General features: G+C 43.1%; 14 protein-coding genes. 7 read left to right on the top strand and 7 right to left on the bottom strand.

What is annotated here, in order from left to right; genetic code table 11:
- Positions 1–85 precede the first annotated feature (85 nt).
- The gene (locus ACHUGF_RS04970) at positions 86–1222 is read right to left on the bottom strand and encodes a general secretion pathway protein GspB (protein ID WP_394129677.1); all 1137 of its coding nucleotides are present in this window, start codon (positions 1220–1222) and stop codon (positions 86–88) included.
- Positions 1222–2853 (bottom strand): ExeA family protein, encoded by a 1632-nt coding sequence (locus tag ACHUGF_RS04965; RefSeq protein WP_394129676.1) that lies wholly within the window; start codon positions 2851–2853, stop codon positions 1222–1224. Before ACHUGF_RS04965 ends, ACHUGF_RS04970 begins: the two co-directional genes overlap by 1 nt.
- A gap of 130 nt (positions 2854–2983) precedes the next feature.
- Here ACHUGF_RS04965 and ACHUGF_RS04960 point away from each other — a divergent pair, with 130 nt between their 5' ends.
- Entirely contained in the window at positions 2984–4225 is a 1242-nt protein-coding gene (locus ACHUGF_RS04960; protein WP_394129675.1) for a multifunctional CCA addition/repair protein, read from the top strand.
- 305 nt (positions 4226–4530) lie between these two features.
- Positions 4531–4797 (top strand): Lpp/OprI family alanine-zipper lipoprotein, encoded by a 267-nt coding sequence (locus ACHUGF_RS04955; RefSeq protein ID WP_394129674.1) that lies wholly within the window; start codon positions 4531–4533, stop codon positions 4795–4797.
- Between the two features lie 147 nt (positions 4798–4944).
- Here ACHUGF_RS04955 and ACHUGF_RS04950 read toward each other — a convergent pair whose 3' ends face one another.
- From ACHUGF_RS04950 to folB, 4 genes are all read right to left on the bottom strand, one after another.
- On the bottom strand, positions 4945–5766 hold the full coding sequence (locus ACHUGF_RS04950; RefSeq protein WP_394129673.1) for a methyltransferase domain-containing protein: 822 nt from the start codon (positions 5764–5766) through the stop codon (positions 4945–4947).
- A 75-nt stretch (positions 5767–5841) separates the two neighbouring features.
- On the bottom strand, positions 5842–6642 hold the full coding sequence (locus ACHUGF_RS04945; RefSeq protein WP_394129672.1) for an undecaprenyl-diphosphate phosphatase: 801 nt from the start codon (positions 6640–6642) through the stop codon (positions 5842–5844).
- 13 nt (positions 6643–6655) lie between these two features.
- Entirely contained in the window at positions 6656–7165 is a 510-nt protein-coding gene (folK, locus tag ACHUGF_RS04940; protein ID WP_394129671.1) for a 2-amino-4-hydroxy-6-hydroxymethyldihydropteridine diphosphokinase, read from the bottom strand.
- 27 nt (positions 7166–7192) lie between these two features.
- Positions 7193–7570, bottom strand: coding sequence for a dihydroneopterin aldolase (gene folB / locus ACHUGF_RS04935; protein ID WP_394129670.1), 378 nt, complete (start codon positions 7568–7570; stop codon positions 7193–7195).
- A gap of 199 nt (positions 7571–7769) precedes the next feature.
- On the opposite strand from folB, the gene plsY reads away from it, so the two are divergent.
- Entirely contained in the window at positions 7770–8378 is a 609-nt protein-coding gene (gene plsY / locus ACHUGF_RS04930; protein ID WP_394129669.1) for a glycerol-3-phosphate 1-O-acyltransferase PlsY, read from the top strand.
- A gap of 47 nt (positions 8379–8425) precedes the next feature.
- Here the strand turns inward: plsY and tsaD are convergent, their stop codons facing one another.
- On the bottom strand, positions 8426–9448 hold the full coding sequence (tsaD, locus tag ACHUGF_RS04925) for a tRNA (adenosine(37)-N6)-threonylcarbamoyltransferase complex transferase subunit TsaD (protein WP_394129668.1): 1023 nt from the start codon (positions 9446–9448) through the stop codon (positions 8426–8428).
- A 321-nt stretch (positions 9449–9769) separates the two neighbouring features.
- Here tsaD and rpsU point away from each other — a divergent pair, with 321 nt between their 5' ends.
- The 4 genes from rpsU (at position 9770) to rpoD (ending at position 14236) form a co-directional block, all read left to right on the top strand.
- Positions 9770–9985: a 30S ribosomal protein S21 gene (rpsU, locus tag ACHUGF_RS04920; RefSeq protein ID WP_006080725.1), complete on the top strand. Its 216-nt coding sequence runs from the start codon at positions 9770–9772 to the stop codon at positions 9983–9985.
- A gap of 9 nt (positions 9986–9994) precedes the next feature.
- A complete protein-coding gene (locus ACHUGF_RS04915) occupies positions 9995–10438 on the top strand; it encodes a GatB/YqeY domain-containing protein (protein WP_394129667.1) in 444 nt (147 codons plus the stop codon).
- Between the two features lie 88 nt (positions 10439–10526).
- A complete protein-coding gene (dnaG, locus tag ACHUGF_RS04910) occupies positions 10527–12251 on the top strand; it encodes a DNA primase (RefSeq protein WP_394129666.1) in 1725 nt (574 codons plus the stop codon).
- 149 nt (positions 12252–12400) lie between these two features.
- Positions 12401–14236, top strand: coding sequence for an RNA polymerase sigma factor RpoD (gene rpoD / locus ACHUGF_RS04905; RefSeq protein ID WP_394129665.1), 1836 nt, complete (start codon positions 12401–12403; stop codon positions 14234–14236).
- The last annotated feature ends 35 nt before the right edge of the window (positions 14237–14271 follow it).

Genomic DNA, 14271 nt, shown 5'->3' with positions numbered 1-14271 from the left:
CTTATACAAGAAAGGCTAATCGATTGATTAGCCTTCTTTATTTTGTAAAAACAATGACGTTATTCGCCTAACTCGTTAGTTTAAGCTAAATTGCAGGCACCTTAAATTCTGTTCCTTCAATATCTAAAATCACATCTCTAGGGCGAATTTCTATGATGGTCAGCATACCTTTAATTTTGTCCCCTTGCTGCATTTCAGCCCCATCTACATTCAGCCATCGCTGTGTAGGATCTGACGCATATACATGAGCCATAATATTGAACTGGGGCACTTTTAGCTGCAGACTGGCAGGCAGCTCACCATAACTTGGCAATACTTTATCAACTGTCTTTGGAATAGGGTTTAGCTCAGGCGCCGTCACATCTGCCGTGGCGGATCGCTCATATTCCACATCTCTTAGCGCAGCCTCGAAGGCTTGCATTAAATTATCTTGCGCTTGCTGCTCTCGCTTAACTTGAGAAAAATTAACCTCATTCGCCGCATGATTCACTTGCAAACGCAAAGTGGCTAACTCATCTTTACCGCGCTGATTAGCGTTTGCACCGAGAATAATGGGTTCGGATTCGGCCTCTGCTTCCATAGCACTCGAGGGGGCAGTGTTATTACGGCTAGCTGACTGACGACTTGGCACACTTGCATCACCTTGTTGCAAGTCATACTCATTGCTTAATTGCTGTAACAGCGCTAATGAAAGCTCACTGTCATCACTCGCAACATCACCAGTCAGCAAATTTTCAGGCCGATTACTGGCAGTGCTGTCATTCGATGAAGATTGATCAATAACACGGGTTTGTCTGATTTGTTGATTTGAATAAGCAGCAACAACTGGTTCCATTGGCTGTGCAATGGGCAGCGCAACTTTGCCAGCAAGTCTTATATTGCTAGTGCTTTGAGTCGTATTTACTGATGCGACTTCGGCTCGGTCTGCTCCATGGTTATCGACGTTAGCCGTGTTTGGTGTACTGACTGAAGCAACGTCTTGAGTATTTGAATGAGCACTTGGATTTGAAGAAGGCTGCGCAGGTTGCAACATCCAGTTCAATCCCCAAGCCGCAGCAACACCGCCAGAAACAGCTAATAACAGCCACGCCACTTTTCTCATGCGGTAGCTCGCCAAGCCAGCTTTTGCTTGAGTGGTTGGCATCACTGGCTGCATCACAACATCTTTGACCGTCTGTTGCTGCTGTTTTTCCCGTGTAAGCGCATCGAGTAATATCGACATTATCGCATGTCCCCTTCGCGGCTTAACTTAGGGCCTGATTGGCTTAAACTAAGGTTAATCCGCACTAGCGTTTGGTTGCCTGCAATACCATCAACTTTCAAACCATTTTGCTGCTGAAAAGTCTGCACATGTCGTGATAATTCGTCGTCGAAATGATTTAAGCGACGAGAAGGTCGCTGCTGTAATAGCGCGAGGTTATTTTCAAGCCATTGAGCTTGTTCAGCGCTCGCGTTCGGACCAATTTCCCTTTGAACGGCATTATCAGATTGCCATAGTAGCTCAAAGGTGCCGCTAAAATGACGATCAAACCACACCTTTGAAACCCAAAAACGTTGCTCATTAAGTTGTAATAATATTTGCTCGCCCTGACGTTCAACCACAACACCATAAAAGGTTTGCATATTTGCATCATACAGATACACAACCGCGGGGAAGTTCAACTGCATAATACTATGCCAGTTACCTTGTTGCTGATAACACGTCAGCCCTTGTTGTTCAGCAGCCTGACAAAAAGACAAGCCAATCAAGGGACGCTTATCCCACACTCCGAGTAAACCTGCATGGGCAACATCAATACTACGACTGCTATTCATGGCTGAATCTAATAGCATCTGGCTGGGATCGGGTTTAGCTACATCTTGCTGCTTAGCAACAAGTGTATTCGCTTGAGCCGTATTAGCTTGAGCAGCGTTCGCTTGTCCAGTAACGGATACAGAGTCTGCACTACCACTGTTATATTGATAAAAACCATAGAAAGCTAAACAGAAGGTACATACTAAACTAATAGCAACCACAATTGGCCAGCGTTTGTCTTCTTGTACTTCGTCATGTCCCAATACTTCTTTTGCAGCTTGGTTCACCATTTTATGATCAATCGGCACTTTTGACTGGCCATAACCAGCCATCAAGGCGCGCTCGCATAATAAATTGGTGAGCCTCGGTATGCCGCCACCGTGTTTATGTAAGGCTTTTATGGCTTTTGCAGTGAAAAGTGGCTCGTGCCGACCTGCGACTTGTAAGCGGTGACTCACATAGAAACCAATTTCTTGCGCAGACAAAGGTAATAAATGATATCTAGCTGTGATCCGCTGTGCTAGTTGACGCAAATCCTGACGCTTTAACAGCTGTTGTAACTCTGGCTGGCCAATGAGAATGACCTGAAGCAGCTTTTTGGTATCTGTCTCTAAATTAGTCAATAATCTTAGTTGTTCCAGCACTTCTGAGCGCAAATGCTGCGCTTCATCGATGATCAATACGGTATTACGTTTATTTCTGTGATTTTCAAGTAGGTATTGACTAATTAAATCAGTGAGTTGTTTTAACGTGGGCTGCTCACCGTATTGAATATGTAGCTCATCACATAAAGTTGCTAATAGTTCGAGTTCAGTCAATGAAGGATTAAGAATAAACGCGGTATCAGTATTATCAGGCAATTGTTGTAACAAGCTACGTGAAACTGTGGTTTTACCCGTTCCAACCTCGCCTGTTAACAATACAAAGCCACCGGTTTCACCTAGCCCATAGGTCAAATGTGCTAGGGCTTCTTTATGCCTGTCACTTAAGAACAGATAATGTGGATTGGGTGCAATAGAAAATGGATTATCGTTTAATCCATAAAAGGCTTTATACATGCGTTTAATACATCCAAACTGAAGAATATCGCGTCAAGTTAATACCTGCAGACTTTGATGTCAAAAGTTAGCCGTAAAAATATAACTCTGATAAGCTATTTAACCATGAAACTTAGCTAATTTGAGACTTATGCAAGTATACCTCGTCGGTGGAGCTGTACGCGATCAATTGTTAGATCTACCCGTAAAAGACAAAGACTTTGTCGTGGTTGGCTCAACCCCTCAAGCAATGATAGACCAAGGCTTTACCCAAGTTGGTCGAGACTTTCCTGTTTTCCTACATCCTAAAACACATCAAGAATATGCTTTAGCACGTACTGAACGAAAATCAGGCTCTGGGTATCAAGGCTTTATTTGCCATGCCGATGAGAGTGTCACCCTTGAACAAGACTTATTGCGCCGCGATCTCACCATTAATGCCATTGCGCAAGATGAGCAAGGCAATTACTACGACCCTTATAATGGGCTTGAAGATATCAACAACCGAACGCTCAGGCATGTGTCTGCCGCTTTTAGTGAAGATCCGCTGCGCGTACTGAGAGTTGCTCGCTTTGCTGCGCGATTCTCCACACAAGGGTTTACTATTGCTCCAGACACCATGAGTCTTATGAAGCAAATGGTCGCTTCTGGAGAGCTAGAACAACTCACGCCTGAACGGGTATGGCAAGAAATCGACAAAGTTCTGTCGGGGGCAACGCCTCATGTATTTTTTGACGTGCTCAAAAGCTGTGGTGCATTAAAGGTGATATTGCCAGAAATAGATGCATTGTTCGGTGTTCCTCAACCAGCCCAATGGCACCCAGAAATCGACAGTGGCATTCATACTCTGTTAGTTCTAGAACAAGCGAGCTTATTAAGCCACAGCGTTAGTGTTCGATTTGCTGCCTTAACCCATGATGTTGGAAAGGCTGTCACGCCTCAATCTATGTGGCCAAAGCATCATGGCCATGGTCAAAAAGGTATCGCTATTATCAAGCGGCTTTGCCAACGCTTGCGGGTGCCTAATCACATAAGGGATTTAGCCGTTCTCGTCAGCGATCAACATCAAAATATCCATAATGCCTTACAGTTAAGAGCAGAAACTGTATTGAAAATATTTGATAAAGCTGATGTGTGGCGAAAACCTGAACGCCTGCCAGACTTACTGATTTGCTGCCAAGCTGATGCCCAAGGGCGCACAGGGTTTGAAACGACGCCATATATTGAAGCAGACTACCTTAATGACTGTTTCTCGCAAGCTAGCAGTGTAGATGTTAAAGCTATCATTGCGGCAGGTTTTAAAGGGGCGGAAATTAAACAGCAGATAGCTAACCAAAGACTCGAAATTATTCAGACGGTAAAGCAAAATTATTTATCTGCACAATCTGGATAAGCAACGAAAGAATTAACAAAAATAAGCCTTTAGTTGCTATTTGCCACCTCAACGTTATATTTTTTAGCTAAACTAGTAGTGAATAGCGAAATAATTCACAAAAAAGCATCTGATATTTAGGGTTTTTATCTATCTCACTTGCATTTTTGCTTAAATTCGTTATTTTAAAGCGATATCTTATATCTACCGTCATTACGGCCTCATGCATGTAAAAAACTGTTAGAATATAAAATATTGTGTAACATAAAGAGCTCTTGGCAGAACACTCTGCTTTGTATACAACCTATAGATTAAGGGATTTACCCATGAACAAAAAAGTAATGATGATTGCTGGTGTTGCTATGACTGCTTTATTAGGTGGTTGTGCAAATACAACTGCACTAGAAGAGAGTGTTGCTAACCTAGGCAACAAAGTTGACCAACTTTCAGCTGAAGTGGGTGCATTAAAGTCTGAGCAAAGCAAACTTTCTGCAGACGTTCAAGGCGCTAAAGCGGCTGCTATGGACGCTCAAGCTGAAGCTAAGCGTGCTAACGACCGTTTAGACAACATGGCTTCTTCTTACAAGAAGTAAGAGTCATTTAATTAGCTTATTTTAATAGGTTGATTGTTAAGGCTTGATACTCATGCTGTTCATGACAGTATGAGTATCAAGCCTTAATTGTATCCGCTGTTCAGTAACTTGTTTTAATGGCTGTCTATTTTGGCGGACAAGCAGAGCTTAGCTCACGCTTAGCAATAATACCTTCCAAGCAAACTGCACATCCATTTCATTGCATTGCAATAATTCATGGTTCATATTGCTGTCTACTCGCCAGCTGAAACTGGCCATACTCAATAAATCTTTAGCCTGCTGGGCACTCACCCTTTGGGTAACGTTCACATCAATTTGTTTATCAACGGCCAACCCTTTAGGTAGATTTAACTGTAATGGTTTATCTTCCAGATTTGGATAAATTATCTGTTTCAACTCCCATAAATGACGCGTATCAGGGATCACCACGATAATTTTGCCATCAGGCTTTAGTACCCGTAGGCACTCTTTGCCCTTCAATGGCGAGTCAATTACCGTTATCAAGTCCATTGATGCATCAGTAAAAGGTAAACGCTTCATTGTGCCGAGTAACAAACGGCCTGGGGTTTGCTGTTTAGCGGCAGAGAATAAGGCATTTTCTGCATCTGATACGCCCCAATGATGCCAATCTTGCTTACAAGCATTCACTATCGCACGTAAAAAGAAGCCATCTGCACACTGGTAATCTAAATGATGCATCTCACCCTCAGACACAGGTAATTCAGCAACCATCGCGTTCACGGTATCAACCAGAGGATCATACAAACCTGATGCGAGCAAAAACTGCTTGGTACGCATTTGCTGACGAGATACTGACTGTAGCTTATGCTTTTTCGAAATCAATAAGGAATAAACCCCATTTTCACTGGGATCAATGTGATGTTGATTCACACAATAAAAACCATTTGATGCCACATGCAGCTGTAACTGCTCACGACAAATAGGACAAGATAACGGCAAAGCGTTCATGAGATTTCCTTATTTAGATAAAAAAATCGGGCTAAGCCCGATTTTATTGTGTCATCAACTAAAAGGTTGTCACCTTTAAAAGAAAATGAAACCACATAATAGTGCACCAAGCGCTAAGCGGTACAACACAAATGGTGTCATACCAATGCGGCTAATTATTTTCAAGAATAAATGAATACATGCATAAGCAGCAATAAACGACATGACAATACCTAATATCATAGCTTGCATGTCAAACACTTGTGGCTGCGTAATCGCATCTTTACTCATTAAAATGGCTGCACCGAGAATAACAGGGATAGACATTAAAAATGAGAAACGCGCTGCGGCTTCACGTTGCAAGCCCAACATCAAGGCTGCAGTAATAGTGATACCAGAGCGAGATGTGCCTGGAATAACGGCAAGAGCCTGAGCAAAACCAATCAGTAATGCCTTACGCCATCCAGTTTGGTACTCCGTTAACTCGTTTCGTGACATCTTGTCACCGACCCAAAGCAATAGACCAAATAATACCGTGGTAATTGCGATCACTTCAGGTCCACGTAAATAGGTCTCGATGAAATCTTTGGCTGTAAATCCAATCACCACAGCAGGTAAAGTTGCTAAGATAATCCACCAAGCTAATTTACTGTCTTGTGTATGTTGCTTATGGAATATGCTGTTAAGCCAAGCTTTAAGCATTAACCACAATTCAGCGCGAAAATAGATAATCACCGCAAGTAGAGAACCGATATGTACAGCAACATCAAATGCTAAACCTTGATCTTCCCAACCGAAAATGTGCGCTGGTAATATTAAATGGGCTGAACTTGAAATAGGCAAAAATTCAGTGATGCCCTGAATGATTGCTAATAGAATGACCTGAAATGTATCCATGGGAAAACCTAATTTAATCGTTACTTAGAAGTGCTTTGGGGAAATCGAAATCAACAGGCCATAGCTTTTGAGTACTCTTATCATAATCATGCCAAAGCTGTGCGTAGGTTTGTTGTTTAATCGGGTGCAGCAAATGGGGAGCGACTTCAGCTAATGGCCATAAAACAAAAGCATTATATAAGATCTCACCTCGAGGAAGCGCAACAGGCTCAGAGCAAACCGCATCATCGTAGAGCAGTAAATCAATATCTAAGCTACGCGGGCTAAATTTTTTCTCACCTCTGACGCGGCCATTGTCTTGTTCAATCTGTTTAAAAATAGATACCACATCGGCAATTGGTTTATCCGTTTGCGCAATAGCCACCATATTTAAAAAATTAGTTCCGCTAAATCCGACTGGCTCGCTTTCAAAGACTCGGGAAAATTGTAACTCACCGAATGCTTGATGTAGCTCAACTAACCCGGCTGTAAGATGCCGTTGCGGGTCGATATTTGTACCTAAACTAATGAAGATTTGTGCCATGTCAGTGATCCAATGATGCAACGAATGCTAATTACTGTTATTGCTCGAATGACTCGTCGTTTGGCGAACAATTTCTACACCAACAGATTTTGCTTGTTTTACCGCTCCCGGTTTCATCACGACGACTTTTACCCAACTGACTTTAAATTCAGTTAAAATGGTATCAGCTATCATTTCAGCAATTGTTTCAATCAGCTCAATGGGCTGTTGCTGAATCAAATCAGTCAATTTATTCGATACAGTTTCATAGCAAAGAGCATATTGATAGTCATCACCTGCAGCAGCTTTGCGGTTATCCCAAGCCATATCAAGGTCAATCAATAAGATTTGCTTAATGGTTTTTTCCCATTCATAAACCCCGATGACGGTTTCAATTGCTAACTCTCGGATAAGCACTTTGTCCACTTGGATCTCCTTGACAGCTTAACAGTCCAATTTTATTTGCCTGAACATGATTATTTACAGGTTTATCGACTGATATTATCTAATAAACCTTTTTCAATCCCGCGTAAACCAGTAGGATAAGCGCATAAAACTGATATCGGCGGCATCACTGTATTTTTTGTTGGCGCGATAATACCCTAAGAAGCGTAAGGAAACCAATTTGACCACCTTTGCCATTACTTTATTGATGATTGTTGCCGCATATGTTGCAGGCTCGATCTCAAGTGCAGTATTGGTTTGTAAAATTCGTGGCTTACCTGATCCAAGAACCGAAGGTTCAGGTAACCCTGGTGCAACGAATGTGTTACGTATTGGTGGAGCGAGTTCCGCTGCAATGGTGCTGTTTTTTGACATGCTCAAAGGTGCGCTTCCATCTTATATTGGCTACAAGATTGGCTTGGATGCGCCATCTCTTGGTTTTATCGCTATCAGCGCCTGTTTAGGTCATATCTATCCGGTATTTTTTGGTTTCAAAGGTGGCAAAGGTGTCGCTACAGCTTTCGGCGCAATGGCCCCTATTGGTGAGGATCTCGCGTTTACATTAATTGCAACTTGGTTAGTGCTGGTTTTCATCACTCGTTATTCTTCAGTCGCCGCGATGGCCACGGCATTACTTGCGCCAGTATTTACATGGCTTTATGACGACAGATTTGTGTTACCTGTGGCAATGCTGTCAACCTTGATCCTAATTCGACACAAAGACAACATAGAGCGGTTGCGATTAGGTGAAGAATCAAAAGTCTCACGTAAGAAAAAGCAGTCCCAATAAAAATCCCAGCAACAAGGCTGGGATTTTTATTAGTTCAACTGACTAGGCTATTCCACTGTCACTGGCGGTAAGCTATCAAGCGGCCAGCGAGGCTGACCTTTTACCGCAAGATCTTCAACTTGGTTAGCCTTTAAACGTTGTAAGCCAGCATAAGCAATCATGGCGCCATTATCAGTACAAAACTCGCCACGAGGATAATAGACTTGCCCACCGATATTACTCATCATCTCAGCTAAGGTTTCACGCAAGCGTGTATTGGCACTCACGCCACCGGCAATCACTAACCTTTTATAACCCGTTTGCTTCAGCGCGCGCTTACATTTAATCGCAAGCGTATCAACCACAGCCTCTTCAAATGCGCGAGCAATATTAGCGCGAGTCTGCTCATCATCGGCCTCTGACTGAATCGTATTAGCGGTGAAGGTTTTTAGGCCTGAAAAACTGAAATCTAAACCAGGTCTATCAGTCATCGGACGCGGGAACTTATAACAATTAGGCTCACCTTGAGCGGCAAGCTTCGCAAGTCTCGGGCCTCCTGGGTAATCAAGCCCCATGAGTTTAGCCGTCTTATCAAACGCTTCACCTGCTGCATCATCAACTGACTCACCCAGCACTTCGTACTGACCAATCCCTTCAACATTAACCAACATGGTATGGCCACCAGACACAAGTAATGCAATGAATGGATACTCTGGTGCATCATCCTCTAGCATAGGTGCCAGTAAATGGCCTTCCATGTGATGCACACCTACGGCAGGTTTGCCCCATGAATAAGCAAGTGAGCGACCAACGCAAGCACCCACCAATAGAGCACCGATGAGGCCAGGGCCTTTGGTGTACGCCACGCCATCAATGTCATCTAAAGTGGAGTTAGCATCACTAAGCGCCTGCTTGATCAAAGGAATAATTTTTCGAACATGATCCCGCGATGCTAATTCAGGCACCACACCACCATAATCAGCATGTAACTTAACTTGGCTATACAACATATGAGATAACAAGCCTTGCTCGTCGTCATATACGGCAATGCCAGTTTCATCACAGGAGGTCTCGATTCCAATAACCCGCATAATCACTCTATTGTTTGTTCAAAAAATGGGGAGCTAATTCTACCTGTTCATTATCTAATGTGCCACTACTGACGAATAAGTCGATTGAACACCGATTGCGGAAAGCCGCCGCCGTTTATAGCAGCTACAAATCTAGCCTGACTCGACCTTGTATGCGTTCATCGACCATCAAAAAAACAAAGAGAGTGAATCAGGGGTTTACAACTGAGCGTGAGTCGGTGTAAAATTCCGCACCATTTTAATTAGCCTTTGGCCTATTTGGGTGCCGAAAATTCGGAATTTAAAAAGGTCAACACAACTACACCTAAGGGGTGATGGCGTATGCCAATTATTAAAGTACGTGAAAACGAACCATTCGACGTAGCTCTACGTCGTTTCAAGCGCTCTTGTGAAAAAGCAGGTATCTTAGCTGACGTGCGTGCTCGTGAATTCTACGAGAAGCCAACTACTGCACGTAAGCGCGCTAAAGCTGCTGCAGTTAAACGTCTTGCGAAGAAGCTTTCTCGCGAAAACGCACGTCGCGTACGTTTATACTAATATCGCATTATGAGCCTAATAGACCAGCTTAAAGAACAAATGAAACATGCCATGCGTGCTAAAGAAAAAGTACGCTTAGGCACGATTCGTATGGCCTTAGCAGCCATCAAGCAAATTGAAGTGGACACCCGCGAATCTTTGACTGATGACCAAGCTATAGCGGTTTTAACCAAAATGGTGAAACAACGTAAGGATTCGATTGCTCAATATGAAGCAGCGAACCGTCCTGAGTTGGCTCAAGCTGAAGCAGAAGAAGTTCAAGTAATTGAAACATTTTTGCCTAAGCCACTAACCGATGAAGAAATCGCAACGATTATCGATGCGACCATCGAGCAAGTTGGCGCAGCATCCATGGCGGATATGGGTAAAGTAATGGGAGCATTAAAAACTAAGGTTCAAGGACGTGCAGATATGAGTGCCATTGGTGCTTTAATCCGTGAAAAATTGAAGTAATTAGTTGTTAGTGTTGAATAAGCCGTGCACCTGCACGGCTTGTTTGTTTTAATTGGTTGATAAAGTAAATTCGAGAATAATGCAATAAATGGCGATCCCTCGTGATTTTATCAATGAGCTCATAGCTCGCACAGACATTGTCGATCTTATTGATCGCAAAGTTCCTTTGAAAAAAGCCGGTAAAAACCATTCGGCTTGCTGTCCTTTTCATAGTGAAAAATCGCCCTCTTTTACCGTAAGCAGAGACAAACAGTTCTATCATTGTTTTGGTTGTGGTGCCCACGGCAACGCCATTGACTTTGTCATGGAGTACGACCGACTAGAATTTGTTGATGCCATAGAAGAACTTGCAGGGCAACTCGGGCTAGATGTTCCTCGAGAAAAAGGCACAGGAAAACGTGTCGATACCGGCTTAAGCCGTGATTTATATCAATTGATGGATGAGGCAAACCTCTACTATCAAAACCAACTTCGTCAACATCAAGATAAACAAAAAGTCATTGATTACCTCGCTTTTAGAGATTTAAGTGATGAAGTGGTTGAAAAATTTGGCATTGGTTTCGCACCAGATGGATGGGACGGATTATTAGGTCGCTATCGTCAGAATCAAGATGCCCAAGACAAATTACTGACCGCAGGAATGCTGATTGCCAATGATAATGGCAAACGTTACGACAGATTCCGCGATAGATTAATGTTCCCCATTCGCGACCGACGTGGCCGTGTGGTGGGATTTGGTGGACGAGTATTAGGTGATGGCACACCTAAATACTTGAATTCACCAGAAACGCCCATATTTCATAAGGGTAATGAGCTTTATGGTTTATATGAGCTAAAACAACAGCACAGAGATCCGCAGCATGTGTTGATTGTTGAAGGTTATATGGATGTCGTTGCACTGGCACAATTTGGCGTGGATTACGCTGTTGCTTCGCTCGGTACAGCAACGACTGCTGAACAATTTCAATTACTTGTTCGTAGTGCAAAAGAGGTTATCTGTTGTTATGACGGCGATAACGCAGGTAGAGAAGCCGCTTGGCGCGCCCTAGAAACTGCACTGCCATTATTAAAACCTGGTGATTCGGTTAAATTCATGTTTTTACCACAAGGTGAAGACCCAGACACCATGGTAAGGCAAATAGGCAAAGCTGCCTTTGAGCAACTGATGACCAAAGCGATGAGCTTACCAGAGTTTTTGTTTGATACTCTGAGTCAAAAGCACGCTGGCGACAAAGGCTCTCTAGCCAAGCAAGCCATTGCTTTAATTAGCAAAATACAAGACTCTGTCTTGCAAAATTTATTACTTGAGAATCTCGCACACAAGTTAGGCATGAACAGTGCGGATGATCTAAAAAAGAAATTAGGCTTTGTTGAACAAAAGCCAAAACCGCTCAATGCTAAAGGTTTACAAGGTAGAGGAACACCACTAAGGCTTGCTATAGCCTTACTGATACAGGCTCCACAATTGGGGTACGGTTTACCGACACAACCTGCATTGAACAAACTGCAAATGAACGGCATTGAAATGCTGAAAAGTTTGCTTGAAATAACTCGGGATAAACAGTTAAACAGCGCACAACTACTTGAATTGTATAGAGAGCATCCTCAAAAAGGCATGCTCATTAAATTAGCCCAATGGGACCATCAAGTGGCGGATGAAAACCTGATACCTGAGTTTAAACAAACCTTGGTTTGGTTGAACAATCAATATATTGAACAGCGTTACCAAGAATTGAGCCTTAAACAATCATTGACTAAGGCTGAGCGAATTCAGTTACAAAAACTGATTTCGATCATTAAAGGAATAAAATAACAGCGCAAATAAATGTTAAAAATCTGCGCTCAAACAAGGTTGTGGACTAGCTATGACTTGCTCCCACAGCTATAATGGACGATTCGCATAAAACTTAACACGCTTAAGTTTGCATTCGTTTTTCAGTTACCCAAACTTGGATGATATCTATGGATCACACTCCGCAGTCGCAACTCAAACTGTTGCTCGCTAAAGGTAAAGAGCAAGGTTATTTAACCTATGCAGAAGTGAATGACCACTTACCTGCAGACATGGTCGATTCTGACCAGATTGAAGATATTATCCAGATGATAAATGACATGGGTATCCGCGTGTTTGAAGAAGCACCTGATGCCGATGACATGATGATGTCGGAAGACAGCACAGACGAAGATGCAGCAGAAGAAGCTGCTGCCGCCCTTGCAACAGTAGAGAGTGAATTAGGCCGTACCACTGACCCTGTACGTATGTACATGCGCGAAATGGGTACTGTTGAGCTACTGACCCGCGAAGGCGAAATTGTAATTGCTAAGCGCATTGAAGAAGGTATTAATACCGTTCAATGCTCAGTGAGTGAATACCCACAAGCAATTGCTATGATCTTAGAGCAATTTGACCAGTATGAAGCTGATGAAATTCGCTTGTCTGATATTATCTCTGGATTTGTCAATCCTGACGAAGATGATGTTGCCCCAACTGCTACTCACGTAGGTTCTGAGCTTTCAGACGAAGAGCTTGATGACGAAGACGATGATGGCGACGATGACGATGATGACGAGGAAGAAGGTCCAAAAGGTCCGTGTCCTGAAGAAGCCAAAGAGAAGTTTACGCAACTACGTGAAGCATACGAAAAAAGCTTAGCAATTATTGCAAAAAAAGGCCGTGATCACCCTGAGTCAATTGGTTCACTATTCGTTATTGGTGAACTATTTAAAGAATTCCGCCTAGTACCTAAGCAGTTTGATCGCCTAGTGAAAAGCATGCGCACCATGATGGATCGCGTTCGTGTACAAGAGCGTCTAATCCTGAAACTGTGTGTTGAACAAGCTAAAATGCCGAAGAAAAACTTCGTCAAGGCATTCACCAGCAACGAAACTAGCCTAGCGTGGTTTGAAGCTGAAAAGACCAGCAACAAGCCTTATGCAGAAGGCCTTCGCATGGTTGAACTAGATGTTGAACGCTGCGTGACTAAGTTAACTGCAATTGAAGAAGAAACTGATTTAACGATTGCAGGCATTAAAGACATCAACCGTCGTATGTCTATCGGTGAAGCGAAAGCCCGCCGTGCGAAAAAAGAAATGGTTGAAGCTAACTTACGTCTAGTTATCTCTATTGCTAAAAAGTACACCAACCGTGGCCTACAGTTCTTGGATTTAATTCAAGAAGGTAACATTGGTCTAATGAAAGCCGTAGATAAGTTCGAATACCGCCGTGGTTATAAGTTCTCGACTTACGCAACTTGGTGGATCCGTCAGGCGATTACTCGCTCGATTGCTGACCAAGCACGTACTATCCGTATTCCAGTACACATGATTGAGACGATCAACAAGCTAAACCGTATCTCTCGTCAAATGCTACAAGAAATGGGTCGTGAGCCATCTCCAGAAGAGCTAGCTGAGCGCATGATGATGCCAGAGGATAAAATCCGCAAGGTATTGAAGATTGCTAAAGAGCCTATCTCGATGGAAACGCCAATCGGTGATGATGAAGATTCGCACTTAGGTGATTTCATCGAAGATACCACCCTTGAGCTGCCATTAGACTCAGCCACAGGTGAAAGTCTACGTAATGCCACTCACGAAGTACTAGCAGGCTTAACTGCACGTGAAGCAAAAGTATTGCGTATGCGTTTTGGTATCGACATGAACACTGACCACACACTTGAAGAAGTGGGTAAGCAGTTCGACGTGACTCGTGAACGTATTCGTCAGATTGAAGCAAAAGCGTTGCGTAAGCTACGTCACCCTTCTCGCTCTGAAATTCTGAAGTCATTCCTAGACGAATAACTTTTACTAGAATGCGTATAAAAACCTGCTTCGGC

This window comes from Shewanella maritima (genome assembly GCF_043643735.1).
Lineage (GTDB): Bacteria > Pseudomonadota > Gammaproteobacteria > Enterobacterales > Shewanellaceae > Shewanella > Shewanella maritima_A.
Note: the sequence above shows the minus strand (reverse complement) of the source record. Positions and strands in the feature narration are given on the sequence as shown.

Bases quoted from the DNA above. Each gene is read 5' to 3' on its own strand.
- ACHUGF_RS04970 (WP_394129677.1), bottom strand. From the start codon at position 1,222: ATGTCGATATTACTCGATGCGCTTACACGGGAAAAACAGCAGCAACAG.
- ACHUGF_RS04965 (WP_394129676.1), bottom strand. From the start codon at position 2,853: ATGTATAAAGCCTTTTATGGATTAAACGATAATCCATTTTCTATTGCA.
- ACHUGF_RS04960 (WP_394129675.1), top strand. From the start codon at position 2,984: ATGCAAGTATACCTCGTCGGTGGAGCTGTACGCGATCAATTGTTAGAT.
- ACHUGF_RS04955 (WP_394129674.1), top strand. From the start codon at position 4,531: ATGAACAAAAAAGTAATGATGATTGCTGGTGTTGCTATGACTGCTTTA.
- ACHUGF_RS04950 (WP_394129673.1), bottom strand. From the start codon at position 5,766: ATGAACGCTTTGCCGTTATCTTGTCCTATTTGTCGTGAGCAGTTACAG.
- ACHUGF_RS04945 (WP_394129672.1), bottom strand. From the start codon at position 6,642: ATGGATACATTTCAGGTCATTCTATTAGCAATCATTCAGGGCATCACT.
- folK (WP_394129671.1), bottom strand. From the start codon at position 7,165: ATGGCACAAATCTTCATTAGTTTAGGTACAAATATCGACCCGCAACGG.
- tsaD (WP_394129668.1), bottom strand. From the start codon at position 9,448: ATGCGGGTTATTGGAATCGAGACCTCCTGTGATGAAACTGGCATTGCC.
- rpsU (WP_006080725.1), top strand. From the start codon at position 9,770: ATGCCAATTATTAAAGTACGTGAAAACGAACCATTCGACGTAGCTCTA.
- ACHUGF_RS04915 (WP_394129667.1), top strand. From the start codon at position 9,995: ATGAGCCTAATAGACCAGCTTAAAGAACAAATGAAACATGCCATGCGT.
- dnaG (WP_394129666.1), top strand. From the start codon at position 10,527: ATGGCGATCCCTCGTGATTTTATCAATGAGCTCATAGCTCGCACAGAC.
- rpoD (WP_394129665.1), top strand. From the start codon at position 12,401: ATGGATCACACTCCGCAGTCGCAACTCAAACTGTTGCTCGCTAAAGGT.